Source organism: Bordetella sputigena (assembly GCF_965137885.1).
Lineage (GTDB): Bacteria > Pseudomonadota > Gammaproteobacteria > Burkholderiales > Burkholderiaceae_B > Bordetella_C > Bordetella_C sputigena.
In genome coordinates, this window is record NZ_CBCSCA010000006.1 from 248,343 (window position 1) to 274,126 (window position 25,784).

Annotated in this window: 23 protein-coding genes; 13 read left to right on the forward strand and 10 right to left on the reverse strand. The window is 67.4% G+C overall.

The annotated features are described in order from the left end of the window. Positions 1-22 precede the first annotated feature (22 nt). Positions 23-664, reverse strand: coding sequence for a TetR family transcriptional regulator C-terminal domain-containing protein (locus tag ACNA0R_RS14040; RefSeq protein ID WP_415826623.1), 642 nt, complete (start codon positions 662-664; stop codon positions 23-25). Positions 665-911: 247 nt separating this feature from the next. Here ACNA0R_RS14040 and ACNA0R_RS14045 point away from each other — a divergent pair, with 247 nt between their 5' ends. The 13 genes from ACNA0R_RS14045 (at position 912) to ACNA0R_RS14105 (ending at position 16,544) form a co-directional block, all read left to right on the forward strand. Beyond that, entirely contained in the window at positions 912-2,339 is a 1,428-nt protein-coding gene (locus tag ACNA0R_RS14045) for an MmgE/PrpD family protein (RefSeq protein WP_415826624.1), read from the forward strand. Beyond that, positions 2,336-3,877 (forward strand): FAD-dependent oxidoreductase, encoded by a 1,542-nt coding sequence (locus tag ACNA0R_RS14050; protein WP_415826625.1) that lies wholly within the window; start codon positions 2,336-2,338, stop codon positions 3,875-3,877. Before ACNA0R_RS14045 ends, ACNA0R_RS14050 begins: the two co-directional genes overlap by 4 nt. A 34-nt stretch (positions 3,878-3,911) precedes the next feature. Next, complete coding sequence (locus tag ACNA0R_RS14055) at positions 3,912-5,483, forward strand: ABC transporter substrate-binding protein (RefSeq protein WP_415826626.1); 1,572 nt, start codon at positions 3,912-3,914, stop codon at positions 5,481-5,483. 13 nt (positions 5,484-5,496) lie between these two features. Then, on the forward strand, positions 5,497-6,462 hold the full coding sequence (locus tag ACNA0R_RS14060) for an ABC transporter permease (protein WP_415826627.1): 966 nt from the start codon (positions 5,497-5,499) through the stop codon (positions 6,460-6,462). Beyond that, on the forward strand, positions 6,459-7,283 hold the full coding sequence (locus ACNA0R_RS14065; RefSeq protein WP_415826628.1) for an ABC transporter permease: 825 nt from the start codon (positions 6,459-6,461) through the stop codon (positions 7,281-7,283). Before ACNA0R_RS14060 ends, ACNA0R_RS14065 begins: the two co-directional genes overlap by 4 nt. 6 nt (positions 7,284-7,289) lie before the next feature. Then, complete coding sequence (locus tag ACNA0R_RS14070; RefSeq protein ID WP_415826629.1) at positions 7,290-8,153, forward strand: ABC transporter ATP-binding protein; 864 nt, start codon at positions 7,290-7,292, stop codon at positions 8,151-8,153. Further along, the gene (locus ACNA0R_RS14075; RefSeq protein ID WP_415826630.1) at positions 8,150-8,998 is read left to right on the forward strand and encodes an ABC transporter ATP-binding protein; all 849 of its coding nucleotides are present in this window, start codon (positions 8,150-8,152) and stop codon (positions 8,996-8,998) included. Before ACNA0R_RS14070 ends, ACNA0R_RS14075 begins: the two co-directional genes overlap by 4 nt. Next, positions 8,995-9,912 carry a LysR substrate-binding domain-containing protein gene (locus tag ACNA0R_RS14080; RefSeq protein ID WP_415826631.1) on the forward strand — a complete coding sequence of 306 codons (918 nt, stop codon included), beginning with the start codon at positions 8,995-8,997 and terminating at the stop codon, positions 9,910-9,912. The genes ACNA0R_RS14075 and ACNA0R_RS14080 overlap by 4 nt, the downstream gene beginning before the upstream one ends. Positions 9,913-10,120: 208 nt before the next feature. Continuing rightward, positions 10,121-11,002, forward strand: coding sequence for a ribose-phosphate pyrophosphokinase (locus tag ACNA0R_RS14085; RefSeq protein WP_415826632.1), 882 nt, complete (start codon positions 10,121-10,123; stop codon positions 11,000-11,002). Positions 11,003-11,048: 46 nt separating this feature from the next. Further along, complete coding sequence (locus ACNA0R_RS14090; RefSeq protein WP_415826633.1) at positions 11,049-12,407, forward strand: MBL fold metallo-hydrolase RNA specificity domain-containing protein; 1,359 nt, start codon at positions 11,049-11,051, stop codon at positions 12,405-12,407. Continuing rightward, positions 12,404-13,921: a thymidine phosphorylase family protein gene (locus tag ACNA0R_RS14095; protein WP_415826634.1), complete on the forward strand. Its 1,518-nt coding sequence runs from the start codon at positions 12,404-12,406 to the stop codon at positions 13,919-13,921. Before ACNA0R_RS14090 ends, ACNA0R_RS14095 begins: the two co-directional genes overlap by 4 nt. 146 nt (positions 13,922-14,067) lie before the next feature. Next, on the forward strand, positions 14,068-15,528 hold the full coding sequence (locus ACNA0R_RS14100; RefSeq protein WP_415826635.1) for a DUF4153 domain-containing protein: 1,461 nt from the start codon (positions 14,068-14,070) through the stop codon (positions 15,526-15,528). A 17-nt stretch (positions 15,529-15,545) separates the two neighbouring features. Beyond that, complete coding sequence (locus tag ACNA0R_RS14105) at positions 15,546-16,544, forward strand: Bug family tripartite tricarboxylate transporter substrate binding protein (RefSeq protein WP_415826636.1); 999 nt, start codon at positions 15,546-15,548, stop codon at positions 16,542-16,544. Here ACNA0R_RS14105 and ACNA0R_RS14110 read toward each other — a convergent pair. Genes ACNA0R_RS14110 through ACNA0R_RS14150 form a run of 9 tightly spaced genes read right to left on the reverse strand, consistent with a single transcriptional unit; the run spans position 16,528 to position 25,775 of the window. Further along, positions 16,528-17,526, reverse strand: coding sequence for a LysR family transcriptional regulator (locus ACNA0R_RS14110; protein ID WP_415826637.1), 999 nt, complete (start codon positions 17,524-17,526; stop codon positions 16,528-16,530). The genes ACNA0R_RS14105 and ACNA0R_RS14110 overlap by 17 nt on opposite strands. A 46-nt stretch (positions 17,527-17,572) precedes the next feature. Beyond that, positions 17,573-18,745, reverse strand: coding sequence for an acyl-CoA dehydrogenase family protein (locus ACNA0R_RS14115; RefSeq protein WP_415826638.1), 1,173 nt, complete (start codon positions 18,743-18,745; stop codon positions 17,573-17,575). Between the two features lie 15 nt (positions 18,746-18,760). Further along, a complete protein-coding gene (locus ACNA0R_RS14120) occupies positions 18,761-19,738 on the reverse strand; it encodes a Bug family tripartite tricarboxylate transporter substrate binding protein (protein WP_415826639.1) in 978 nt (325 codons plus the stop codon). A gap of 29 nt (positions 19,739-19,767) precedes the next feature. Next, the gene (locus ACNA0R_RS14125) at positions 19,768-21,318 is read right to left on the reverse strand and encodes a long-chain-fatty-acid--CoA ligase (RefSeq protein WP_415826640.1); all 1,551 of its coding nucleotides are present in this window, start codon (positions 21,316-21,318) and stop codon (positions 19,768-19,770) included. Then, the gene (locus ACNA0R_RS14130; RefSeq protein ID WP_415826641.1) at positions 21,315-21,776 is read right to left on the reverse strand and encodes a MaoC/PaaZ C-terminal domain-containing protein; all 462 of its coding nucleotides are present in this window, start codon (positions 21,774-21,776) and stop codon (positions 21,315-21,317) included. The genes ACNA0R_RS14125 and ACNA0R_RS14130 overlap by 4 nt, the downstream gene beginning before the upstream one ends. Next, positions 21,773-22,888: a mandelate racemase/muconate lactonizing enzyme family protein gene (locus ACNA0R_RS14135; protein WP_415826642.1), complete on the reverse strand. Its 1,116-nt coding sequence runs from the start codon at positions 22,886-22,888 to the stop codon at positions 21,773-21,775. The genes ACNA0R_RS14130 and ACNA0R_RS14135 overlap by 4 nt, the downstream gene beginning before the upstream one ends. Next, positions 22,888-23,883, reverse strand: coding sequence for a Bug family tripartite tricarboxylate transporter substrate binding protein (locus tag ACNA0R_RS14140; protein WP_415826643.1), 996 nt, complete (start codon positions 23,881-23,883; stop codon positions 22,888-22,890). The genes ACNA0R_RS14135 and ACNA0R_RS14140 overlap by 1 nt, the downstream gene beginning before the upstream one ends. A 33-nt stretch (positions 23,884-23,916) precedes the next feature. Continuing rightward, on the reverse strand, positions 23,917-25,083 hold the full coding sequence (locus ACNA0R_RS14145) for a CaiB/BaiF CoA transferase family protein (RefSeq protein ID WP_415826644.1): 1,167 nt from the start codon (positions 25,081-25,083) through the stop codon (positions 23,917-23,919). After that, positions 25,080-25,775, reverse strand: a complete 696-nt coding sequence (locus ACNA0R_RS14150) for a dienelactone hydrolase family protein (RefSeq protein WP_415826645.1) — start codon at positions 25,773-25,775, stop codon at positions 25,080-25,082. Before ACNA0R_RS14150 ends, ACNA0R_RS14145 begins: the two co-directional genes overlap by 4 nt. Between the last annotated feature and the right edge of the window lie 9 nt (positions 25,776-25,784).

Genomic DNA, 25,784 nt, shown 5'->3' on the forward strand with positions numbered 1-25,784 from the left:
GGGGAGCGAGCCGCCGCGCCGCTCAGTCACGCACCAATCCGCAGCAATAAAGCACCATATCGGTGATGGACCGCACTATGGGCTCGCGGTCCATCGGCGCGCCGGGCGCGACGCCAAGCATGATGCGCACCTGGATGTCGTAGTCCGCATAGTGCTGCGTCATGCTCCAGATGTTGATGAGCAGCAGCCGCGGATCGCTGCGCCGGATCTGGCCGGCACGCATCCAGTTCTCGATAATGGCGACCTTCTGATTGATCGAGGCCAGCGCGATAGGCCAATACCGCCCCAGGTTCGGGCCACCGTCCAGCAGTTCGCGCGTGAAAATGCGCGACAGGGCCGGGAAATCCAGCGCGTAATCCACCTTCTTGCGGATGTACTGCCGCAGCACGTCGGCCGGCCGGTCGGAATTCCGCTCTTCGAAGATAAATCCCGCCGACCAGCCCTGCAGCACATCCTGCAGCAATTCCTGATAGAGCGCTTCCTTGCTGACGATGTAGTAATGCAGCTGCGGCTTGGACAGCCCCGCTCGCGTCGCGATGTCCTGGGTGGACGTTCCGCGAAAGCCATGCTGATCGAAAGCAGAGATCGCGGCCTCACGTATGGCGGCCAGAATGCGTTCCCGATTGGCATTCTGGCGTTGGATGCGTGGCAAGGACGTGGACATAAACCGGAGGTTTTAAACAGGTGCGCGGAAGGGCGTCATGGTAGGCAGCTCCCTAAGCTTGGCGCAAGCACGCGTTTACCCCTCCGGGGCGGCCCTGGCTTCGCTGCCCGCCAGTGCGCCGCCAGCAGCTGGCCTGACATTCGGAAAACGAATAGAACACCGACATTTTCGTCATTGATTTCATAGCGGCCTGCGTCGATCATCCCTGCCATCGGAGCACACGTCTCCGGGTTTTCGGCGAGGACACATGACGGCAGGCAACGGCACCCGGCGGTTCGCGGAATTCTTTTCGACGCTTGCGTTGGAAGCCGTGCCGGCCCGCGTCCAGGACATGGGCCGGTGGCTGATGGTCGATACGCTGGGCTGCCTGGCGGCCGGCGCCCAGGCGGCGCCGGCGCCGGCGATAGGCCACGTGGCCGCGCTATTCGCGGGCAGGCCAGGCGCCTCCCAAGCCGGGCAGCCGGCCGCGCAGGGGACTATGCGTGCTGCGTATGCCAATGCCCGTTTCGCCAACCTTCTCGACTTCGATGAAACCTATCCTGTCGGCGTGCATTTCGGCATTGGCGCGGTCAGCGCCGCGATCGCGGCGGCCGAAGCCCACGCATGCACGCCGCGGGATCTGCTGGCGGGCGTCATCGCGGGCTACGAGGCGGGCGCCCGCATGGCCTGCGCCGTCGGCCCGATGATGCAGGTGGAGGACGGCAAAGTCGCGGGCTTTTCGCCGGTATGGGGCGTGGCCGCGCCGGTGGTGGTCGCGGCCTGCGTCGCCTATGCCCGCACGACGGGACTCGATGCCGCGACACTGCGGCAGGCGCTGGGCATCGCGGGCGCCAACATTCCCCTGCCCATCGGACGCAAGTGGTCCGAAGCCGAACACCTGCCCGACGTCAAGTACTGCGATGCCGGCTGGTGCGCGGCCACCGCGCTGCACGGCATCGAAAGCGCGCTGGCCGGCCTGACGGGATTCGCGGACATCCTCGATGGACCGGGCGGCATTCCGGAAGCCTGCGGCGCCGCGATGCCGGCTCCGGAACAGCTGCATGACGGCCTGGGCGCGCGCTGGCACCTGCCGGACCTGACCTTCAAGCCCTGGCCTTGCTGCCGCTTCATGCATGCGCCGCTGAGCGCGCTGGACCGCATCCTGTCCCGGCATGGCGTACAGCCGGCGGACATCCGGGAAATCGTCATCCACACCGGCCCGCTGGCCGACTCGCGCCGCTTCCGCAATGCATCGCCGCGCACCTTCGCCAGCCACCAGTTCAGCTATGCCCACGTCGTCGCGATGATGGCGCTGGGCGTGCCTTCCGGCCCCCGCTGGTTCGACCCCGCGATCGCGCATTCGCCCGCCGCGCTGGCCTTGCGGGACAAAGTCCGCATCGAACGGCTCGCGCGCGCCGACGACTTCGCGGGCGCGATGGTCGATAACCAGATTCGCGCCATGCCCGGCGGCGCCACGGTGCGCACGGCTGCATCGACATGGACCCTGGAATGCGATTACGCCGACGGCGACCCCTGGGACGAAAGCAGTCGCTACGGCCCTGAGCAGGTACGCCGCAAATTCGAAGGCATCGTCGGCGCCGCGCGCGCGCGGCCGCTACTGGCATGGCTGTTCGATGACGCTTCTTCCCTGGCTCCCCTGAGCCGATTCATACGTGAGAGCAACGACGCATCATGAATTCCAGGCTCCCTCTGACTTCGCTGGACGGCCGGCGCTTCGACGTGGTCATCATCGGCGGCGGCATCAATGGGGCGGCGGGCGCCCAGCAGCTGGCGGCGCGCGGCTTCCAGGTGCTGCTTGCGGACAAGGGCGATTTCGGCTCCGGCTCCAGCAGCCGGTCCAGCCGGCTGCTCCACTGCGGCCTGCGCTACCTGGCGCCCGGCGGTTCGGCCTGGGACTTCCTGCTGCACCCCTCGCGGCTGGCCACCGGCATGCGCATGGCGAGGCTGGCGATCGAAGCACGCCATGAATTCGTCAACACGACAGCCGCGCGCGCGCAGCTTTCCAAGCTGTATTTCCCGATCTACAAGGGCGGCGCCTATTCCGGCTGGCAGGTCGATCTGGCCTTCAGGATGCTGGACCATTACAACCGCGGCCGCATCCCGCTGAATTACCAGCGTCTGTCGGGGCCGCGGGCCGCCTCGATCCCGCTGGTCAACGCGCTGCGGGACTTCGATACGCTGGACAGCGTGGCCAGCTACGACGAGTTCCAGATTTCCTGGCCGGAGCGCGTCACGGTCGATATCGCATTGGATGCGCGCCGCATGGGCGCCACGGTGCTCAATTACACCGAAGCGGAACTGGTGGGACGCCGCGGCGATGGCTGGGAAGTCGCGCTGCACGACGCTATCGATGGCACGCGCGTGCGTGTCCAGGCCGAAGCGGTCGTCAACACGGCGGGGATCTGGATCGACAAAGTCCTGGGACCGCATCGGGCCGGCAAGCCGCCCAAGGTACTGGGCACCAAGGGCTCGCACATCGCCGTCGAGCTGGCGCCGGAATGCCGCGGCATCGGCGTGGCGACGATCAACAGGAAGAACGAGCCCTTCTACTGCCTGCCCTGGGGCCGCTACCACTATATCGGCCCCACCGAACTCATTTACGAAGGCGACCTGGACAAGATACGCACCAGTACGCAAGACCGCGACTGGCTGCTGGCGGAAGCCAACCACCTGTTTCCCAGCTTCAACCTGACCGCGCGCGACGTCGCGCATACCTGGTCCGGCGTGCGGCCCCTGACCTGGGACGCCCGGCTGCCCAAGGGCAACCGCAGCCGCGTGCTGCACGACTTGTCGGTGGATGGCCTGGACAAGGTATTCGCGATGACGGGCGGGCCAGTCATGACGCATCGGTCGGCGGGCGTGGAGATCGCGGACGCCGTCGCCGCGCGCGTGCGGCGCACGGGCAAGGCCACGGTCGCGGATTTCCGTTCGGATTTTCCCAGTCCGCAGGAGGCCGACGTATTGCCGGCGCTGCGCGGAGACCGGCCACCGCCGCCATGGCTGGACGCCATGCTGGAACACGGCATGGTCGTGCATTTGTCCGATGCCCTGATGCGGCGCGCCGGCGTGCCGTGGTACCACCCGCTGCAGGACACCGATATCGAGCGCATCGGCCGCTATCTGGGCGGCCGGCTGGGCTGGGCGCCCGCCAGGACCGAACAGGAAATTGCCGCTTTCAAGCAGGAGCTGTCCGTACTGCAACACGCCGTGTGAACCGGTCGCCGACCTACATATCAAGGGGTAAACCATGAACATCGCACCACGCCGCTTTTCCCGCCACCGGCGCAGTTTCCTGCGCGGCGCCGGCGCAGCCGCCGCCGCGCCATTGCTGCAGCTGCCCGGCCTGGCCCTGGCCCAGTCCGCCGCCAGCCAGGGCCTGCTGCGCGCCGGCATCACCGGCTTCAACGTGATCAACACCCTGGATCCGGCCAAGGCTTCGCTCCTGTCCGAGTTCTACGTCATCTGGGCCAGCTTCAACAGCCTGCTCAAATTCGACGCGCAGATGGGCCTGGTGCCGGACCTGGCGGAATCCTATGCCCCCGTCGACGGCGGCTTCGAATTCAAGCTGCGGCGCGGCGTCAAGTTCCATGACGGTTCAGACATGACGGCGGACGACGTCAAGTTCACGCTGGAGCGGCTGGCGGATCCCGCCACCGGATCGTCCAACCGCGGCCGCTTCAGCGGCATTCGCGAGATACGAGTCCTGGACGACTACCGGCTACAGATCCTGGCGGATCATTCCCGGGCCATCCTGCTGTCCAGCCTGACCAACACCCGCACCGGCTCGCAGATCGTCAGCCGCCGCGCCTACGAGCGCCTGGGCGCGGCCGAATTCGAACGACGTCCGGTCGGCACGGGCGCCTACCGCATCATGGACTGGAAGGCCAACAGCGTCGTCGAATTGCAGGCGCACGAGGCCTATTTCGTATCGGGCAAGCCGCGCCTGGCGCGCGTCAGCATGCCCTTGATCCCGGAGGAATCCAGCGGGATGCGCGCCGTCCTCGGCGGCCAGCTGGACCTGACCAGCACGGCGCCGTTCGCCGACGTGAAATCGCTCGAAAGCCGCAAGGACGTCCGCGTATTCCGGTCGACCGGACTGAACAACCGCTACATCACCCTGAACACGCGGCGCGCGCCCTTCGACGATCCGCACATGCGCCGCGCCGTGTCCCTCGCCATCAACCGCGACGTGCTGGTCAACGCCGTGCTGTTCGGCGAAGGCAAGGCCAGCGGCAGCCTGCTGCCGCCCTCGCTGTCCGGCCAGGACCGTCTGCCCGAACTGGCCCGCTTCGACGCCGAACGCGCACGCGCCGAGTTCGCGAAGTCACGCTACAAGCCGGGCGCCACGGGCGTGGTGCTGGGGTGGGGATCGGCGTGGTGGAAGCGCTTCGCCGAAATCGCGGTGGCGCAGGTCAACCAGGTGCTCGGCACGCGCTTCACCGTGGAGGTCTACGACTCCAATACGGTCTACAGCCGCCTGAAGGCCGGCGACTACGACGCCGCGGTATGGGGATGGCTGGGCCTTACCGATCCGGACGAATACCTGGGCGAAACGCTGGGCACCGGCAAATGGCGCAACTTCCAGGGATACAGCAATCCGGCCGTCGATGAACTGCTGGAGAAAGGTCGCGACACGGTGGACAGGGACGAACGGGCACGCATTTACCAGCGTGCCGAAGCCCTGGCCATGGAGGACATGCCGGCCGTGCCCTGCTTCGTTTCCAACATCCACAATCTGGCCTCGCCGCGCCTGCAGGGGTTCGAGCAGCTGCCTTACGGCAACTATGGGGATGCCTTCCAGAACCTGACACTGGCTTGATGCAGGATCCGCCATGACCGCACTACGGAGTCTCCTGGCCAGGCCGCTGCTGCTGCTCGCGATGTGCGTGGCGGGCGCGGCGGCAGTATTCCTGACCATGCGCGCCGCGCCCGGCGATCCGGCCTTGATCGTGCTGGGCGAGCAGGCCAACCCGCAGGCGGTGGCGGCCTACCGCGCCGCCAACGGCCTGGACGAACCCGTCGCGCGGCAGTTTTCGCGTTGGATCGCCGGCGTGGCGCATGGCGATTTCGGCACGTCGCTGTCGGTGGCGCGCGGACAGCCGGTCGCGGCGCTGATCCGCGACCGGCTGCCGAATACGCTGTTCATCGGCGCCTACGCCATGGTGCTGGCGCTGGCCTTCGCCTTCGTGGCCGGACCGCTGGCGGCGCGCTACCGGGGCCGAAGCATCGACGTGGCGGCCACCTCGGTGGCCGTGCTGGGCATCTCTATGCCGGATTTCTGGCTGGCCTACGTGCTGGTATTCGTCTTCGCGCTGACGTGGCAGGTCTTTCCGGCCTATGGCTTCACGCCGCCCATGGACAACCTGTTGCAGGCCCTGCATAGCGGCTTCCTGCCCGCGCTCGCCATATGCGCGCCGCTGGCGGCGGTATTCACGCGCATCCTGCGTGTCGCGCTGATCGAGAACCAGAACAAGGACTATGTTCGCGCCGCGCGCTCCTTCGGCTTCCCGCCGCGATTCGTGTTTCTTCATTACGTGCTGCGCAACGCGATGGTTCCCTTCGTCACCATCCTGGGCATCCAGGCGCGCTATCTGCTCGGCGGCACCGTCGTCATCGAACGCGTCTTCGGCATACCCGGCCTGGGATCCCTGATGGTGGATGCCGCCTTCGCGCGCGACTATCCCGTCGTGCAGGCCTGCGCCCTGGTTTTCCTGGTCTGCATACTGCTGGTGAACTTCGTGGTCGACCTGCTGTGCCAGGCACTGGACCCGCGTGCACAAGGGGATGGAACATCATGAAGTGGTCGGATCTGTTTCACCACAAAGCCGCTTGCGTGGGCACGGTCATCGTGCTGCTGACGCTGCTGGGGGTTACCGTGGGGCGCTGGTGCATTCCGTACTCGTCGGTCGACATGGATTTCGTCAACGTCATGATGGCGCCTTCCCTGGCGCATCCCTTCGGCACGGATTCCATGGGGCGCGACGTCCTCGCGCGCGTGCTCGACGGCGCGCGGGTATCGCTGTCCATCAGCGCCGCGGGCGTGCTTTTCGCCGCCATCGCGGGTACCAGCGCGGGGATCTACGCCGGCCGCTCGGACGGCGTGTGCAGCCGGCTCACCATGCGGATCGCCGATTTCCTGTTCTCCTTCCCCAGCTTCGTCCTGGCCATCTTCCTGATGGTGGTCATGGGCTTCGGCGCGATGAACACCATGATCGCCATCGCCCTGATCTACCTGCCCATCTTCGTGCGCCTGGCGCGCAATCTGACGCGCGTGGTCCGCGACGAGAACTACGTGCGCGTCGCGCTCGTCAACGGCCAATCCATGCGGTCCATCATGTTCCGCGAGATCCTGCCCAACATCCTGCCGCCGCTGCTGGTTCAACTGACGCTGGGCATTGCGTTCGGCATCGTGATCGAAGCGGGCCTGAGCTTTCTGGGCCTGGGCGTGCAGCCGCCCGCGCCGTCGCTGGGCGCCATCATGGCCGACGGCCGCGAGTATTTCCAGCGCGCGCCGTGGGTCCTGACGCTGACCGGCCTGTTCATTTCCTTCGCGCTGCTGGGCATGAACCTGCTCAGCGACGGACTGCGCGACCTGACCGATCCGCGACTCAAGGCCTAGACGCACATGACCCAACCCATTCTGGACGTGGCGGACCTGCGCGTCGCCTTCTCGGACACCCTGGTCGTCAAGGGCATCAGCTTTCACGTCGGGCCGGGCGAAACGCTGGGCATCATCGGCGAATCCGGCTCGGGGAAATCCGTCACCGCGCTGGCCCTGGCCCACCTGCTGCCCTTCAACGCCCGCTGCGAAAGCCGCCGCTTCGTCTTCGACGGCCAGGATATGCGGGATGCCGGCGCCAGCCGCGTCGACGCGGGACGCGGGACCGGCTGGGCCATGGTATTCCAGGACCCCACCGGCGCCTTCAATCCGGTCAAGCGTATCGGCTGGCACTTCGACCAGGTCCTGAAACGCGCGGCGCGGGCGCGGCGCCCGGCCGCGCCCCCGGCCGCCCTGCTGACGGCCGTCGGCATCAAGTCCCCGGAACGCGTACTGCACAGCTACCCGTACCAGCTATCGGGCGGCATGCTGCAGCGCGCCCTGATCGCGCTGGTCGCCGCGCTCAAGCCCAAGCTCATCATCGCCGACGAGCCCACCACCAACCTGGACAAAGTCATCGAGAACCAGATCCTGGATCTGCTGACGGAGATACGCGAACAAGTCGGCGCTTCGGTCATCCTGATCACCCACGATCTGCTGGTGGCCGAACGGGCCTGCGACCGCATCGCCGTCATGTACGACGGCGAACTGGCGGAATGCGGCGATACCCGCGCCGTGCTCGCGCAGCCGCGGCATCCCTACACGCGGGCGCTGCTGGAGTCGTCCCGCTCGCTGGCCAGGGGCGATGCGCGCCTGAGCGAGATTCCGGAGGAACTGAAGGAACGCCTGCGCCGCCGCGCCGGCCGGCTCGATGCCGAGATACAGACATGAATGCCATAATCCCCACGACCCGCCCATCTCCGGAGCAAGCCCGGCCCATGCCCGATGCCCGCCTCGACATCGAACACGTATCGGTGCAATTCCGCATCCGGCGCGGCTGGCGCCGCATGCCGGTCAGCGCCGTACAGGAGTGCTGCCTGACGCTGCCGCGGGGCGGCACCCTGGCCCTGATCGGCGAATCCGGCAGCGGCAAGACCACGCTATCCAATGCCATTCTGGGCCTGGTGCCGATAAGCTCGGGCCGTATCCGCTTCGGCGGTCAGGCGCTGTGCGACGCAGGCGCGGGACCGGCCCGGGCGCGGCGGCAACCAGGCATCCAGATGGTGATGCAGGACCCCCTGTCCTCGTTCAATCCGCGATACCGCCTGCGCGACTCGCTGGCGATTCCGCTCCGGCTGCAAGGCCGCCTGGACGCGGAGGCGCGCCGTGAACGCCTGGAGTCGCTGGCGCGTCGCGTGGGCGTGGCCGCCGGGCTGCTGGACAAGTATCCGCACCAGCTCTCCGGCGGCCAGTTGCAGCGCCTGAGCATCGCCCGCGCGATCAGCGTCGAGCCGCGGCTGATCATCGCCGACGAACCGGCGTCCAAGCTGGATGTGTCCGTGCGCGCCCAGGTGTTGAACCTCTTGAAGGAAGTCATCGGCGAAGCATCGATGTCCCTGCTGCTGATCACCCACGATCTCGACGTGGCGCGCTATCTGTGCAGCGAGGTCGCCGTCATGCATTTCGGCAAGATACTGGAGACGGGGCCCACCGGCCATGTCTTCGGCCAGCCGTCGCATCCTTACACCCGCGCATTGCTGGCGGGCTCGCGCCAGCCCGCCGGGGCCGCGGCATGAACATCCGGCAGCTGGAGGCGTTCCGCGCGACGGTGCTGGTCGGCACCGTGAACGGCGCCGCCAATCTCCTGGGCGTATCGCAGCCGTCCATCAGCCGGCTCATCTCGCAGCTGGAAAAATCCCTGGAGCTGGTGCTGTTCGATCGCGCCAACGGCCGGCTGGTGCTGACCGCCGAAGGGCAGATGATCTACGAGCAGGTGCAGCACACCTTCAACGCCCTGGACAAGGTGCGCGAATACGCCCACGACATCCGCGGTTCGCGGGTCGGCAGCCTGTCCATCGCCTGCATGCCCGCCCTGGGCCTGGGCTTCCTGCCGCGCGTCATCCACGCCTTCTGCCAGAAGCACCCGGACGTCAGCATTTCGCTGGACATCCAGACCTCGCCCAAGATCGAGGACTGGATCGTGGCCCAGCATATCGACTTCGGCCTGGCCCAGCTGCCCTTCAATCGCGACGACATCATCGTCGACGAGTTCTGCAATATTCCCTATTACGCAGTGCTGCCCCGGCGCCATCCCCTCGCCGAGCGGGGCGCGCTGGGGCCGCGCGACTTCGACGGGCTGCCGTTCATCTCGCTGACGCGCCACAACTCCGTGCGCCATCTGGTGGACCAATTCTTCAGCGTCCATGAGGTCAACCGCATCATGCGGGTGGAGACCTCCTACCTGGCGGCGGTGTGCCAGCTGGTGCAGGCCGGACTGGGCGTCGGCCTGGCCGACCCCTTCAGCATCCAGGACCACATCGACGGCGTGACCGCCCGGATCATGCGCCCATCCGTGGAATTCAAAGTAGGACTGCTTTATCCCAGCCACCGGCCTTTATCCAAGGTAGGCCGCGCCTTCATCGCTTTCCTGAAGCAGCAGCGCGATACGGTGTTCGCCAATGTCCTGGCCGCGGCGGGACGCAAGCATTGATGTGAAGCGCCCGCGTCGGCGCGCGGACACCAATCCCGGCAACCGGCGGTAAAAACGCAGTACCTTTGCGTTATATCAACCTTTGGCCGGTGCGCGGCCTCCCTGGGCGCGGCCCCTTTGGCCGATAATCCGAACGCCCCGCTGCACCAGGCGGCACGCCCACGGCCTCCGCGGCCTTCCTTCAAAAAAACCAGGCGAACCGGCATTCATGCAAAGACTGATCCTCCCTCTCCCGGGCAATGAGGCGCTCGCGACGCGACTGGCCGCCCAGTGCGGGGGCGAACTCGGCGCGGTGGAAACGCGCCGTTTCCCCGACGGCGAAAGCTATGTGCGCCTGCACGGCGATCCGCGCGGCCGGGTCGTCGACATCGTTTGCACGCTGGCCCGGCCAGACCCCGGCTTCCTGAGCCTGGTATTCGCGGCCGACGCCGCGCGCGACCTCGGCGCCGCCGAAGTCAACCTGGTGGCGCCTTATCTTGCCTATATGCGCCAGGACAAGCGCTTCCAGCCCGGCGAAAGCATCAGCTCGCTGTCCTTTGCCCGCGTGATATCGTCCACCTTCGATCGCCTGGTCACTGTCGATCCCCACCTGCACCGCCATCCCGCGCTGGCGGCGCTCTACGCCATTCCCACCGCCACGCTGCATGCGGCGCCTTACCTGGCCGACTGGATCGCCGCCAATGTGGCGGATCCGCTGATCATCGGTCCGGACGAAGAAAGCGAGCAATGGGCCGGCTCCATCGCCGCCCGCATCGGCGCCCCGCACGTGGTGCTGCGCAAGACCCGCCACGGCGACCGCCAGGTCGATATCGAAGCGCCCGATCTCGCGCGCTGGCGCGATCGCACGCCGGTCCTGGTGGATGACATCGCTTCGTCCGGGCGCACCCTGGTGGCGGCGGGCGCCAAGCTCGCCGGCATGAGGCCGCCGCAATGCGTAATCGTGCACGCGGTGTTCGCCGAGGACGCGTGGGAGCAGGTATCCTCCTGTTTTGAGCGCGTGGTATCCACGGACACCGTACCGCATGCCAGCAACCGCATCGAACTCACCCCCTTGCTGGCCGATGCGATATTGCGAGACCTGCGCGATTGATCCAGGCGGCCCGGCCGCCCAGTTTTGATGTTCTGAAAGGACCCCGATGCTCTCATTGACCTGCCTGGGCGGCGCCGGCACCGTGACCGGTTCCAAGCACCTGCTACGCCACGACAATACCCAGCTGCTGATCGACTGCGGCCTGTTCCAGGGACTGAAGAACCTGCGCGAACTCAACTGGCAGTCCCTGCCCATCGCGCCGGCCGGGATCGACGCAGTGGTGCTGACCCACGCGCATCTTGATCACTGCGGCTATCTGCCGCGGCTGCTGATCGACGGTTTCAAGGGCAGGATCCATGCCACCCCGGCGACCCGTGACGTCGCCGAGCTCATCCTGCTGGACAGCGCCAACCTGCAGGAAAAGGACGCGGACTTCGCCAACCGCAAGGGATTTTCAAAACACCAGCCCGCCCTGCCGCTCTATCGCACGGTCGACGCGGAACGCACCATGACGCGCTTCTCCAATGTGGCGCCGCATCGCGAGTTCGCCCTGCCCGGCGGCGCGCAACTGACCTTCCGCCGCGCCGGCCACATACTGGGCGCGTCGACCGCGCAGATCGATATCGGCGGCATGCGCCTGGTCTTCTCGGGCGACCTGGGCCGCTACGGCGACCCCGTCATGCATGATCCGGAACCCGTGCCGCGGGCCGACTACATCGTGATCGAATCCACCTACGGCAACCGGCGTCACGACACCGCCGATCCGCAGGCGGCCCTGGGCGCGATCATCGACCGCACCGTGCGGCGCGGCGGCACCGTCGTCATCCCGGCGTTCGCGGTGGGCCGGGCGCAGACGTTGATTTATCTCCTATGGAAGCTGCGGCAGGCGGGCATGCTACGCAACGTTCCGATCTACCTGGACAGCCCCATGGCCACCAGCGCCACCGAGCTGCTGGACCGCCACGCCGGCGAACACAAGCTGTCGCCGCACGAATACGAGGCCGCCAGCTCGGCCGTGACCTACGTGCGCGACGTCGAAGAATCCAAGGCCTTATCCGCCAACCGCTATCCCAAGGTGATCATTTCGGCCAGCGGCATGGCCACCGGCGGGCGCGTATTGCATCACATCGCCGCCTTCGGCACGGACCATCGCAATACGCTGCTGTTCTCGGGCTTCCAGGCCGCCGGCACGCGCGGCCGCAAGCTGCTCGAGGGCGCCACGGAAACCAAGATCTACGGCGATTGGCTGCCGATCAACGCGGAAGTCGCCGAACTTCCCATGTTGTCGGCGCATGCCGACAGTGACGAACTCATGCGCTGGCTGCGCGGCTTCCAGGAGGCGCCACGGCGGGTATTTATTGTCCATGGCGAACCGGAAGCCTCCGACGCGCTGCGCGAGCGCATCCAGCGTGAGCTCAACTGGCACGCCACGGTCCCGCTGCAGGGCCAGGAGTACGCGCTGTGAGCAGCATCCCGGCGCTTAAACCGCCCGCCCTGCGCGCCACCCGCATGCATCTGCATGCGCAGCATCAGCCCATCGCGGTCATGCGCGCCGACTGCCACGTCTGCCGCGCGGAAGGCCTGTCGTCCCGTTCGCAGGTGCTGATCACCTCGGACGGCCACGCGGTGCAGGCGATGCTGTATCAGATCGACAGCGACCTGCTCGCGCCCGACGAGGTCGCGCTGTCGGAGGACGCGTGGGACGCGCTCGGCATACGCGATGGCGACGTCGTGCAGGTCAGGCACGCGCCCGTCGTCGAATCCCTGGCGGGCGTCCGTCAACGCATCCACGGCCGCCGCTTGAGCGAGCAGGATCTCTCGGCCATCGTCCGGGACGTCGCGCACGGCCGCTACACGGACGTGCAGCTGGCGGCCTTTCTGACGGCGACGGCCACGCTGCCCATGGACATCGATGAAACCATCTTCCTGACGGGCGCCATGGTCGACGTCGGCGATCGCATGCATTGGCGCGCCCCCATCGTCGTGGACAAGCATTGCGTGGGCGGACTTCCGGGTAATCGCACCACGCCGCTGGTGGTAGCCATCGCCGCCGCCAATGGACTGGTGATGCCCAAGACCTCTTCGCGGGCGATCACTTCGCCCGCCGGCACGGCCGATACGATGGAAACGCTGGCGCCGGTCGAGCTGAGCCTCGCACAGCTGCAAAGCGTGGTGGAAAGCGAAGGAGGCTGCATCGCCTGGGGCGGCGCCGTCCGCCTGAGCCCCGCGGACGACATCTTCGTGCGCGTGGAACGCGAGCTCGACATCGATACCGAGGGGCAGCTTATCGCCTCGGTGCTGTCCAAGAAAATCGCCGCGGGCTCGACTCACGTCGTCATCGACATCCCGATCGGACCCACGGCCAAGGTCCGCAGCCGCGAAGCCGCCGAACGCCTGGCCGAGCACCTCGGCCAGACCGCTTCCCACTTCGGCCTGACACTGCGGTGCCTGTACACCGACGGCAGCCAACCCGTCGGCCGCGGCATCGGTCCGGCGCTGGAAGCCCGCGACGTGCTGGCCGTGCTGCGCAACGACGCGGACCAGCCGCGCGACCTGCGTGAGCGCGCACTGCTGGTCGCCGGCGCCGTGCTGGAAATGGGTGGCGCCGCCCAGCCGGGCCTGGGCGGCGCACTGGCCCTGCAGACCCTGGAAAGCGGCCGGGCCTGGGAAAAATTCCAGCGCATTTGCGCTGCCCAGGGCGGGTTGCGCGAACCGCCTCGTGCCGCGCACGTACAGCCCCTGGTCACCCGGCAGGCCGGGCGCGTCACGCACATCGACAACCGCAAGCTATCGCGGCTGGCCAAGCTGGCGGGCGCGCCGGAACGTCCCGCCGCGGGCGTGTCCCTGCATGTGCGGCTGGGCGACGAGGTCGCGCACGGACAGGAGTGGCTTTTCCTGCATGCCGAGACGCGCGGCGAACTGGCGTATGCCCTGGAGTACGCCCGTCACGCGGGAGACATCGTCTCCATTGAAGCCTGAGGACGCCAACCGTTGAAAGGCGCCGTCCTCACGGCGCGCGCATTGAAACTCCACGCGGCGATTCACCACGCATTGGTCCCTGACCGCCTCTTCGCGGCTGGACGGCCGCCGGGCTTCGGACATCCCGGCGGCCAACAGGAGATCCAATGCAGGAACAAACCACTTTCACCGCGCCGCCACGGCCTGCGCACCGCGGCTCCATTCTTCCGGCCCGGCTGGCCGCCGCGCTGGTCCAGGCAGCCGCGCTCTACGGTCTCAGCCTGGGCGCCACCACGCAGGGGGCGTGGCAAGCCGCCCACCCGCAATGGTTCATACCATTGCTGCTCATGGCCGTCTACGTACCGCTGATCGTCATCGTGAGCCTGGGCCACATGCCCGGTCGCGCGCTTTTTATCTGGGCCTTGGCCTGCGCCGTGATCATCGCCGGACTGGGCTATCACGAGGCCACCAGGGGCCGGATGCTCGAAGACGCCGGAGCCATTGCCTGGCCCCGGTTCACGCTTTTCCTGGCCATCGCGGCAATGCTGTTCACCGCGCAGGTACTGGTGGTCAACGGAATAGCCGCGCACCGGCTTTTGGCCCCATACAAGCGGCATTTCGACATGGCCTGGAAGCTCGGAACGCAACTGGCCCTGGCCATCGCATTCACCGGCCTGCTCTGGCTGATGCTCATACTGGGCGCCGCTTTGTTCAAGCTGCTGGGACTGCACGGCTTCTTCGAGACTATCGGCACCGTCTGGTTTGGCTACGCCGCCACCACCGTGTCACTGGCGACGGCATTGCATCTCACGGACACCCGGTCCGGCCTGATCCAGAGCGTCCATGCGATCGCCCTTGCCCTGTTTTCCTGGCTCCTGCCTCTGCTCACCGGCATCGTGGCCGCCTTTCTTTGCAGCCTGCTATTCACCTCGCCGGATCCGCTCTGGCAGACCAGGGTCGCTACGCCCCTGCTGCTCGCGACCATGGCGGCGCTGGTATTCCTGATCAATTGCAGTTATCAGGACGGCAGTCCGGAACACAGTGAATCGCGCGCCAAGCGGCTGGCCGCCACGATAGGCGCCCTGTTGCTGCTTCCGCTGTGCTTCCTGGCCGCCTGGGCGTTGTCCTTGCGCGTCACACAGTATGGATGGACCGTGGATCGCATTCTGGGTGCCGCTGCCATCGCGCTCGCGGCCTGCTACGCGGTAGGGTATGCCATCGCTGTCCTGCGGTCCGCGACATGGCTCAAGCACCTGGAAGTCGTCAACGTCGCGGCCACCTTGCTGGCGATCGCCATGATGCTGGCGATCTTCTCGCCCGTCGCCGATCCGGCGCGACTGATGGTCGCCAACCAGGTTCAGCGCCTGCGCGCCGGCGCCGTCGCGGCGGACCAGTTCGACTACATGTCATTGAAGACCGATGGTGCCCGCTGGGGCATGTCCGCGCTGCAGGAATTGGCCGAGGAGCAAAGCGGACCCGACGCCGAAGCCATACGCGGCAATGCCCAACGTGCATTGGCATCGAAATCGCCATATGCGGCTGGGGAAGCACCGCCCACCGCACCGTCCGACCGCCCAGACGCGGGCCACCGCTCTTCGTCCGATGCCCCGCCGGCATGTTGCCCGTAAAAATTGCCGGAGCCGACATGCCGCACTTCAAACGAGACCTCGCTGCCTTTGCCCTGGCCAGCGCCATACCGTGGGCGGCGATGGCCTCCAGCCAGGAATCGGTATACCCGGACCGCCCCGTTTCACTGGTGATCGGTTTCCCGCCCGGCGGCAGTGCCGATGCATTGGCCCGTCTGCTCGCGGGTCCCTTGGGAGAAGCACTCGGACAGAAAGTGATCGTCCAGTACAAGCCCGGCGCCGGCGGCAATGTCGGCGCGGAATACGTGGTGCGCGCGGCGCCGGATGGCTACACGCTTTTCCTCGGCGGGAGACCGAACGCCATCCATAAAACGATGTACGGCACCATGAAATACGACTTCGCACGCGATCTCGTGCCCGTCGGCCTGGTCGCAAGGCTACCCTTCGTCATGGTCAGCGGCCGGCATGCCCCGATCGCATCCATGCAGGACGTCGTGCGCCTGGCCCGCTCGTATCCGGGCGCGCTCACTTGCGCGTCTCCGGGAACGGGGACCACCTCGCACCTGCTATGCGAATTGCTGCAACAGGAAATAGGCCTGAACATGCAGCACGTCCCGTACACCGGCGGCATCCACGCGCTGAAGGATGTGATGGGCGGGCGGATCGACATGTATATCTCGCCTGTCGCGGGGGCACTGCCGCACATACAGGCGGACAGACTTCGCCCGGTCGTGGTCATGTCGCCGCTACGATTGGCGACGCTGCCTCGCGTGCCGACCCTGACTGAAGCCGGCGTGCCGCAACTATCGGGACTGGAGCTCGGCGACTGGAGCGGCCTGGTCGCTCCCTCCGGTACCCCATCCCATGTGGTCGCGAAGCTGAACCAATCCATCAATGCCGTGCTGGCGGACCCCGCGCTGCATGAAGCATTCGCGCGACAAGGCTTCGCCGCACCGATGCAACCCAACACACCCGCATCGTTCAAGGCGTTCATCGCCGAAGAAACCGAACGCTGGAACAGTGTGCTGCGGATGCGGAATATCAAGCCGCTCCACTGAGTGGCCGTCCAGCATCGTAATCGGGCGTGGCGGGCACCGGCGAGCGCTGCTCCATGAACAGCTCGGCGATGAGGCCGCGCAGCCAACGCGTGCCTTCGTCCTGGTGGCTGCGCTCATGCCAGAACTGCTTGACCTCGAAACTCGGCGGCGTCTCCAGCGGCAGGGGCAGGATCTTGATGCGACGCTGCGGGGCCATGATGCGCGCCACCGTGCTGGGAATAACGGCCAGCAGATCGCTGGTTTCGATGATCTCGGGCACCACCGTGAAGTGCGGCACACGCAAGGCGATGTGGCGCCGCAGCCCCTGCTTTTCCAGGTATTGCTCGATCAGGGTGGTGGTGGAAGATTGCGGCGAGACGCGGCTGTACCGCGACCCCGCCGGCTCTATCATCACATGCGATTCCGCCGCGAATTGCTGGATGTCCAGCCGCTGGCCGATGCGCGGATGGCCGGCCCGCAACAGGCAGACATAGTGATCGCCGAACAGGCGCTGTTGATAGAAGCCCGCGGACAGCGCCGGCAGGAAACCGATGGCCAGGTCGGCCTCCTCGGCCTCCAGCGCGTCGCGATACCCTTCGCGCGGCCGTTGCAGCACGCGCAGGCTGATACCCGGCGCCACCTCGGTCAGACGCTTCATCAAGCGCGGCAGGAAGACCACCTCGCCAAGGTCGCTCAGCAATACCTCGAAGGTACGGCCTGATTGCGCGGGGTCGAAGGGCACGGCGTTCTGCAGCCCCGCCTGCAGCACCGACAGGCCGGCGCGCACGCTGGGCGCGATGCGCAGCGCGAAGGGCGTGGGCTCCATGCCCGTCTTGATCCTGACGAAAAGCGGGTCGCCGCAGAGCTGCCTGAGCCGCACCAGGGCATGGCTCATCGAAGGCTGCGATAGTCCCACCCGCACGCCCGCCCGCGTCACGTTGCGCTCCTGCATCATTGCGTCGAATGCCACCAGCAGATTCAGATCGATGTTCTCGATATTCATCGTTGTGTCCGTAGCGCGATCCCATTCGCGGTGGCGGCGCGACGCGTCAGGTATCGAAGCGGTTCACCCCCTGCCGACCGGACAGCACGCCCGTGGATATGATCATCCGCTGCATCTCGGACGACCCCTCGGTGATGGTCCGGCTGCGTGCATCGCGGAACATCAGTTCCAACGGCAGTTCGCGCGACAACCCAATGCCACCATGTATCTGGATCGCCCGGTCGACGATCCTGACCAGCATCTCGTCCGCGTAGAGCTTCACCGCGGAAGCTTCCAGATGATAGTTCAGTCCCTGCTCGGCTTTCCAGGCCGCATGGTAGACCATGGCGCGCGCCGCATGCAGTTCGACCGTGGAATCCGCGATCATCCATTGGATCGCCTGGCGCTGGGCGAGCGGCTGGCCGAAGGTCTGGCGCGTGTTGGCGTACGCGATGGCGAGGTCCAGCGCCCGCTGCGCCCGGCCGATTGCCTTGGGGCCGTGGATCAGACGGCCCATGTCGAGGAACTCCCGCGCCAGCGCCCAACCCTTGCCGATACCGCCGACGATCTGCATCGCCGGCACCCGGACGTCGTCGAACAGCAGCTCCCACGGCCGATCCGGCGACATCAACTCGAAACTCTGGCCCAGCCGCAGGCCGGGCGTGCCGCGGTCGACAAGGAAGCACGACACGCCTGCGTCCTTGCCCTGGACCACCGTCCGGGCGAACAGCTGCACGAAGTCGGCCTTGTCCGCGCCCGTGATGAAGATTTTGGCGCCGTTGATGACAAAGTCGCCGTCATCGGCCACCGCCGTGGTCTTCATGCCGGCCGGGTCCGACCCCGCCCCGGCCTCCGTCAGCGCGAAGCAGGTGCGCTTGGTCCCCTGCACCACCGGCATCAGGTACCGCTCCTTCTGCCGCTCGTCGCCATGAAACAGCACCGGACCCAGGTAGGGCGTGAACACCGTCGGGGCGCGGAACGACGGCACGTTGCAACGCGCCAATTCCTCGAAGACGACACACATGCCGACCACGCCGACACCGCCGCCGCCCACCGCTTCCGGCAGGTCGAAGCCCCAGAAGCCGAGCTGCCTGGCCTTGTCCTGCAGCCTTGCCCTGACGTCGTCCGGGATGTCCGGCTCGTCCGCGTAGCGGGCTTCCAGCGGCAGCAGTTCCTCGGCCACGAAGCGGCGGGCGGAATCGCGCAACAGGCGCAGCTCGGGGGACAATTCGAAGTCCATGGGCGGCTCCGTCGCTCAGTCCAGCGTGACCTTCAGGCCGCGGATAATGTGTTCGTAGTCCTGCCGGTCCTTTTCCAGGAAGCGCCCGAAGGCTTCCGGCCCCTGACCCAGCGGCTCCAGGCCCACGCTAGTGATGAACTTCTCCTGGAACGCGGGCTGCGCCACCACATTCCGCACGTCCTCGGCGATCTTGCGGACCACGGCGGGCGGCGTGCCCGCCGGCGCGATCAGGCCGAACCACGACTGCGCCACCATCGCGGGAAAACCCAGCTCGGCGAATGTGGGCGTGTCCGGAAATGCCGCAATGCGCGTCGGCGCGGCCACCGCCAGCAGACGCACCTTGTCCGCGCGCACCATGGGAATCGACGGCGGCACGCCTACCATCGCCATGTTGATCTGTCCGCTCACCAGGGCCGTCATGACGTCGGCCACGCCCTTGTAAGGCACGTGCGTCAGTTCGATGCCGGCCTGCTCGGAAAGCGCCGCCGCATCCAGATGCGCCTTGCTGCCCTGCCCGTACGATCCGTAGGTGACGTGGCCCGGCCGTGCCTTGGCCTGCGCGACCAGGTCCTGCAAGGTGCGCGCGGGAAAGTCCTTGCTGACCAACAGAACTTCACGTGTCTGCGCCACGCTGGCCACCGGCGTGAAATCCTTGACCGGGTCATAGGACAGCTTGCGGTACAAGTACTGGTTGGCCGATACGGTGGGATCGTTGGCCATCAGCAACGTGTAGCCGTCCGGCTGCGAACGCGCCACGTACTCGGCGGCGATGATGGTATTCGCCCCCGGGCGGTTCTCCACCACGACGGGCTGCGACCAGCGCGCGCCCAATTCCTGCGCCAGCCCGCGGGCCAGCACGTCGGCCAGCCCGCCCGCCGTGAACGGCACCACGATGCGCACCATCTTCGCGGGAAACGTTTCGTCCGGCGCCGCCTGCGCCGCGCCCAGCGACAGCGCGGCCGCGCCTGCCGCCAGCATCCTGAACATTTTCATGCGTATCTCCTCTTCGCGTTATGGATGCGTCAGGCAACCTGGCGGCCGCCCTGCCAGTACGGTGCCCGCAACGCCTTCTTGTCGATCTTGTTGGTGCTGGGCAGGCGCGGCAGCGCCTCCATGAACTCGATGCTGCGCGGCTTCTTGTAGCTGGCGATGAGGCCGCGGCAGTGTTCGACCAGCGCCGCTTCGTCCGTCCGCGCGCCGGGCTGGAGCGCCACGAAGGCTTTGACCGACTCGCCCCATTTCTCGTCGGGCACGCCGATCACCGCGGCCTCCCTGACCGCCGGATGCAGCAGCAGGGCCTCCTCGACCTCGCGGGAATAGATGTTCTCGCCGCCGGAGATGATCATGTCCTTCTTGCGGTCCACGATGAACAGATAGCCGTCCGCATCGAAATGGCCCAGGTCGCCGGTCCTCATCCAGCCGTCCGCCAGCGCCGCGGCGGTCTCCAGCGGCTTGCGCCAATATCCCTGCATGAGGGCGGCGGAACGCATCTGGATCTCGCCCACCCGGCCGTCCGGCAGCACGGCGCCGTCTTCGCCGACGATGCGGATGTCCACGCCCAGAATGGGCTGGCCGGCCGAGGCCATCCGCGCCGCCTGCTGCGGCGTGCCGTCCGGCAGGTGTTGATGCTTGAGCAGCACTGTTCCCGGCCCGTGCTCGGTCATGCCATACGCCTGCATGAAGATCGGCCCGAAGGTCGCGCGTGCCCGCCGCGACAGGGCCACCGACATGGGGGCCGACGCATAGCACACCATCTTCAGGCTGGATACGTCGTACGGCGTGGCAGCTTGTACGTCGACCATGGCCTGGATCATGATGGGTGCGAAGTGCGCCGCGGTGACGCGCTGGGCCTCGATGCTGGCCAGGATCTCGCCAGGATCGAACCTGGCGTGCAGCACGATGGTCGCGCCGCAGATCAGATAGCTCAGGAGTTCGGTAGTGCCGCCGATGTGATACATCGGCATCACGACCAGCATGCGGTCGTCCTGCCCGGCCGAATGGGTAAGCGCGAGCATGCGTGCCTGTTCAACCTGCGCGGCGTTGCCCAGCATGACGCCCTTGGGCACGCCCGTGGTGCCGCTGGTGTAAATAAGAAACAGCGTGTCCTCGTCACGGGCACGCAGGCCGGGAACCTCGGTACCGGCGCGCGCCAGCGCCTGCTCATACCCATCGGCGCCCGCATCGGTCCCCAGGCGCAGCACCCGCGCATACGCCGGCAGGTCCCCGCGCAATGACGCCACCCGTTCGGCATACCCGGGCTCGTAGACCAGCAGGCTGGGTTCGCAATCGCGCAATATGGCGGCCTGGTCGGCCTGCGCCAGCCGGTAGTTCACGCCCACGGCAATGAAGCCGCAAGTGCCCGCCGCGGCATACACCTCCAGATACTCCGGACAGTTCTGGGCCAGGATGGCGATCCGGCTGCCGCGCCGCAGCCCCATGCCGATCAGGGCATTGCACAGCCGCCGGACCCGCACGGCGAATTCACCGTGGCTGATGCTGCGCCCTTCGAAAACAAAGGCGGGGTGGTCGCGGTAGCAGCGCGCGTTGCGGTCGATGACGTCGCCGAGAATCATGCTGTGTGTTCCTCCGGATCAAGCAGCAGCAGGGTGCTGGCATATCCTTCCTGGACGATGCGCGATTGGATGTCCACCAGCGCGAAATGCCGTTCGACGATGGCGCGCCTGCCGCCCGAGGCGATCCGCTTCGCATTGATCGACGTGCGCACATGCACGGTGTCGCCCGGGACCAGGGGACGCCGGTACTGCCATTCCTTCAGGCCCAGCGCACCGATCACGGGCTCGGCGAACTCGGGCAGCCGGGTCGACATGCCCATCGCGAGCAGGATCCCGTAGGGGCCATGGAACATCGGTCCCGGCACGCCGTGTTCGCGGCAATAGGAGTCGTCCGCGTGGATGGGATGCCAGTCTCCGCTGAGCATGCATGACAAAGACAGATCGGTCTGCGTCAACGTCCGCGCCGTGCTGCGATAGCTCGCGCCGACGACCAGGTCGTGATACGAAACCGGGTTCATGCGGCCACCTCGAAACCGGCCATCGCCGCCCAGTCGACGCATTCGCACACGGAAGCCCACTCCGGCATGGCGACCGCGCCGTCCACGACGCGCGGCGTGTCCGCGACGAACTGCTCGCGCATCGCCAGGAACCAGGTCAGTTCGGCTGGCAGCAACGGCCGCGGCATGGCCGCGGCGAACTGCAGCCCGGCCCAGCTGCCGAGCGCGCTCTCGCCCATCAGGCCGGCCACCGCGGCGGCGCCCGCCGCCTGGGCAAGATGCCGCATCCGCCACGCCTGGGTCAGTCCGAAGCGGCCCGGCTTGATACTCAAGGCCCGCGCCCCGCGCTCCAGGAACAGGCGTGCATCACGCAGGTCCGTCATGCCGAAATCGACCAGCAACGGCGTATCCAGGGCCTGCTGCAGCAGCGAGAACGCGCGATCCGGCGCGAAGGCGCAGGGATCTTCGACCGCCACCGCGCCGGCCTCGATCATGGCGCGCGCATAGTTGCCGGCCTGTTCCATCGGGTAGGCGCCGTTGGCGTCCACATACAGCGCGACGCCATCGCCCACGGCGTGCCGCACCGCGGCCATGCACGCCAGGTCCACGTCGAGGCCCTGCCCGCCCTTGATCTTGAGCGTGCGGAATCCATGGCGCGCCACCATGTCGCCCGCCTCGCGCGCCATGGCGTCGGGCGCCTGGCGCGTCACGGCCCACGAGACGGGCACCTCCGGCTGCCCGTTCCACTGCCGCCATAGCGATACGCCCGAGCGCGCGGCAAGCCAGTCCCAGCATGCGTTGTCGATCAGCGCCTTGGCCGGTGCGTTGCCCGGAATGGCATCGAGCGCCGCGCGCGTCCGGCGCGGATCGGCCAGCCCCTGCCCGCGCACCAGCGGCTCGAAGATCTCGGCCAGCACGCTGCACAGGCTGGCCGCCGTGGCGCCGACCCAGGTCGGCTTGACGGCCACTTCGGCGGCGCCCGCGCAACCGGATTCGGTCTCGATACGCAGCACCACGAAGCTGGCGCCGGTTTCCGTCATGTCGCTCCATTGCACCGCGCGGGCATACGCCAGCTGCCGCGCATACAAGGTCCAGCCGGTGATCGGTTCAGCGTCGGGAATCGAAGCATCCATCACTCCGTCTCCGCGAAGCTGTCGATCAGGGCCTTCCACTTGGGCGATTCCACCGCCACGAAGGCCTCCAGCTGGGCCGTGTCCAGGTAATGCGGCTCCGTGCCCAGCTGGGTGAGCCTGGCCTGCATGTCGGGCTCCCGCACGATGCGCGCGAGCTCGGCGCCAAGCCGCGCCACGACTTCCGGAGGCGTCCCCTTGGGCGCGAACACCCCATACCAGGCCAGCGCTTCGAATCCGGGATAGCCTTCCTCGGCCACCGCGGGCACCGAGGGCGCCAGCGAGGTGCGTTCGCGCGAGGTCACCGCCAGCGCGCGCAGCTTGCCGGCCTGTACCTGTGGCAGCACCCCCGGCAGCGTGAAAAAAGTCATCGACACATTGCCCGCCATCACCGCCGCGACCGCCTCGGGCCCGGTGTTGTAGGGCACATGCTTGATCCGGATGTGCGCCATGTTTTGCAGCATGGCGCCCGCCAGATGGCCCGAGGTGCCCCGACCCGCGGACGAGTACGTCAGTTCACCGGGCCGCTGCCTGGCCAGGGCCACCAGCTCGGCTACGGACTTGACGGGCAGGTCGGGGTTCACCACCAGCATATTCGGCGCCACCGCGACCATGGCCACCGGCGGCACGTCGCGCATGGGCTCGTAGGTAAGATTCTTGTACAGGTGCGGCCCGACCGAATGCGTGGGGCTGCCGCTGACCAGGAACACATAGCCGTCGGGCTTCGCACGGGCCACTTGCGAAGCGCCCAGATGGCCGCCCGCGCCGGGCTTGTTTTCCACGATGAACGGCTGGCCCAGCGCGGCGCCCAGCTTCTCCGCCAGCGAGCGGGCGAGGATGTCGGCGGTTCCGCCGGCCCCGGACGACACCACCAGCCGCACCGGCTTTTCCGGCCAGGCGGCATGTGCCGTCGGACCGGCCAGGCTCACTGCAAGCGCGGCCACGAGCCGCGCGATTCGCATCCGTATGTTCGTCTGGGCTTTTGTGTCGGCTTTCATGTCGGCTTTCATGTGGACTCCTCGATACACGTCTCAGATCACACCGGCCTGATGCAGCGTGTGCAGCTCTTGTTCCGACAGTCCGGCCTCGAGCAGGACCTGATCGCTGTGTTCGCCCAGGTCGGGCGGAGGCAGGAAATCGCTGCGGTTGTCGCCGTCGTAGCGGATGGGCCTGTGCGCGGCGTGCAGGACGCCGTGGCTTGGATGAACCTGTTCATAGAACACGCCCTGGTGGCGCACCTGCGGGTCGTCCCGCAGCTCGTCCAGGCGGCGCTCCGGCGTGAACGGCACGTCGTGCTGCTCCAGGCGCGGCGTCCAATAGTCGCGGTCCTGCCGCGCGAAAACCTCGGCCAGCGTCCGCGCCAACTCGGGATAACGTTCGACGCGGTCCAGGCGCGACGGATACTCGGTGATCAGGTCCGGCCGATCGATGGCAGCCGCCAGCCCGCGCCAGAACTTCTCCAGCGACGACAGGTGCAGGCCGATGCGGCGCTGGTCGCGGCAGGTCAGGATGTACGACTGCGACATCGCCGCCCGCCCGTACAGCGTGGGCGCCTGTCCGGTCGCCAGCATCGCGCCCAGCGGCTCGCATGCCAGCGCGATCATGGCCTCCAGCATGCTGACCTCGACCACGCGCCCCTCTCCGGTACGCGCGCGCTCGACCAGCGCGCCCAGGATGCCGAGCGCGGCGTACAGGCCCGCGACCGCGTCGGCCACCGCCGGCCCGGCCACCTTGGGATCCGCGCCGGCATGGAACATCGACAGCCAGCCGGAGGCCGCCTGGCCCACGTTGTCGTAGGCCGGGCGGGACGCATACGGTCCGCTCGACCCGAAGCCGGTGATCGCGCAATACACCAGGCGCGGATTGAGCGCCCGCAGCCGCCGCGCGCCCACGCCCAGCTTCTCTTCCACGCCAGGTCGCATGTTGAGGATAAGGGCGTCGGCCCCGCCGACGAGCCGGTCCAGCACAGCCAGGCCTTCCGGCCGCGCATAGTCCAGCGTCAGACTGCGCTTGTTGCGGTTGTGCGCCTGGAATTGCGGACTGTACAGGCCGCCCTTGAACGACCGGAACGGATCGCCGGCGCCCGGCCGCTCGATCTTGATCACGTCGGCGCCCAGCTCGCCCAACAGCATGCCGGCCAGCGGCGCGGTGATGAAGTTGCCCAGGTCGAGGATCCGCATGCCGTCCAGCACCCTCATCGCGCCGCTCCCAGTTCGGCCTGCAGGAAGCGCCGCGTGCGCGCGTGCGCCGCGTCGGCATCCTCCGCCGCGCCGCGCGTGTAGAAGCCGTGGTCGGCCTGGGGATAGCGGTACAGCACGGCGGTCCCGGAGGAGGCCAGAGCCGCCTCGATCCGGTCGACGACCTCGGGTGGCGCGTAGCGGTCGCGGCCGCCGTAGTGCAGCATCAGCGGGCAGCGCAGGGCGGCGGCCTCGTCCAGATGCTTTTCGATGCCCACGCCGTAGAAGGCCACCGCGGCATCGACATCCAGCCTGGCGGCCGCCCTGTACGCCAGCATGCCGCCCAGGCACAGCCCCAGCACCGCCACGCGGCCCGAGAAGCCGGGCATGGCGCGCACATGCGCCACCGTTTGCCCGATGTCCTCGATGCCGGCCGCCTCGTCGAAACGTTCCAGATACTCGAACGCCCGCGCCACGCCGGGCTTGTCGTGGGCCAGCTCGACGCCGGGCTCCAGGCGCCAGAACAGGTCCGGCGCCAAGGCCAGATAGCCCTCCGCCGCGTAGCGGTCCGCCACCGCACGGATCGTATCGGTCACGCCGAAGATTTCCTGCAAGACGATCACCGCATGGCCATTGGGAACGGCCGGCACGCTCTTGTAGGCCTGGAAGGCGCGGCCATCCGCCGCCCGGATCGGTTCGATAGGAGAATGCATGGAATCCTC

Bases quoted from the DNA above. Each gene is read 5' to 3' on its own strand.
- ACNA0R_RS14040 (WP_415826623.1), bottom strand. From the start codon at position 664: ATGTCCACGTCCTTGCCACGCATCCAACGCCAGAATGCCAATCGGGAA.
- ACNA0R_RS14045 (WP_415826624.1), top strand. From the start codon at position 912: ATGACGGCAGGCAACGGCACCCGGCGGTTCGCGGAATTCTTTTCGACG.
- ACNA0R_RS14050 (WP_415826625.1), top strand. From the start codon at position 2,336: ATGAATTCCAGGCTCCCTCTGACTTCGCTGGACGGCCGGCGCTTCGAC.
- ACNA0R_RS14055 (WP_415826626.1), top strand. From the start codon at position 3,912: ATGAACATCGCACCACGCCGCTTTTCCCGCCACCGGCGCAGTTTCCTG.
- ACNA0R_RS14060 (WP_415826627.1), top strand. From the start codon at position 5,497: ATGACCGCACTACGGAGTCTCCTGGCCAGGCCGCTGCTGCTGCTCGCG.
- ACNA0R_RS14065 (WP_415826628.1), top strand. From the start codon at position 6,459: ATGAAGTGGTCGGATCTGTTTCACCACAAAGCCGCTTGCGTGGGCACG.
- ACNA0R_RS14070 (WP_415826629.1), top strand. From the start codon at position 7,290: ATGACCCAACCCATTCTGGACGTGGCGGACCTGCGCGTCGCCTTCTCG.
- ACNA0R_RS14075 (WP_415826630.1), top strand. From the start codon at position 8,150: ATGAATGCCATAATCCCCACGACCCGCCCATCTCCGGAGCAAGCCCGG.
- ACNA0R_RS14080 (WP_415826631.1), top strand. From the start codon at position 8,995: ATGAACATCCGGCAGCTGGAGGCGTTCCGCGCGACGGTGCTGGTCGGC.
- ACNA0R_RS14085 (WP_415826632.1), top strand. From the start codon at position 10,121: ATGCAAAGACTGATCCTCCCTCTCCCGGGCAATGAGGCGCTCGCGACG.
- ACNA0R_RS14090 (WP_415826633.1), top strand. From the start codon at position 11,049: ATGCTCTCATTGACCTGCCTGGGCGGCGCCGGCACCGTGACCGGTTCC.
- ACNA0R_RS14100 (WP_415826635.1), top strand. From the start codon at position 14,068: ATGCAGGAACAAACCACTTTCACCGCGCCGCCACGGCCTGCGCACCGC.
- ACNA0R_RS14105 (WP_415826636.1), top strand. From the start codon at position 15,546: ATGCCGCACTTCAAACGAGACCTCGCTGCCTTTGCCCTGGCCAGCGCC.
- ACNA0R_RS14110 (WP_415826637.1), bottom strand. From the start codon at position 17,526: ATGAATATCGAGAACATCGATCTGAATCTGCTGGTGGCATTCGACGCA.
- ACNA0R_RS14115 (WP_415826638.1), bottom strand. From the start codon at position 18,745: ATGGACTTCGAATTGTCCCCCGAGCTGCGCCTGTTGCGCGATTCCGCC.
- ACNA0R_RS14120 (WP_415826639.1), bottom strand. From the start codon at position 19,738: ATGAAAATGTTCAGGATGCTGGCGGCAGGCGCGGCCGCGCTGTCGCTG.
- ACNA0R_RS14125 (WP_415826640.1), bottom strand. From the start codon at position 21,318: ATGATTCTCGGCGACGTCATCGACCGCAACGCGCGCTGCTACCGCGAC.
- ACNA0R_RS14130 (WP_415826641.1), bottom strand. From the start codon at position 21,776: ATGAACCCGGTTTCGTATCACGACCTGGTCGTCGGCGCGAGCTATCGC.
- ACNA0R_RS14135 (WP_415826642.1), bottom strand. From the start codon at position 22,888: ATGGATGCTTCGATTCCCGACGCTGAACCGATCACCGGCTGGACCTTG.
- ACNA0R_RS14140 (WP_415826643.1), bottom strand. From the start codon at position 23,883: ATGAAAGCCGACACAAAAGCCCAGACGAACATACGGATGCGAATCGCG.
- ACNA0R_RS14145 (WP_415826644.1), bottom strand. From the start codon at position 25,083: ATGAGGGTGCTGGACGGCATGCGGATCCTCGACCTGGGCAACTTCATC.
- ACNA0R_RS14150 (WP_415826645.1), bottom strand. From the start codon at position 25,775: ATGCATTCTCCTATCGAACCGATCCGGGCGGCGGATGGCCGCGCCTTC.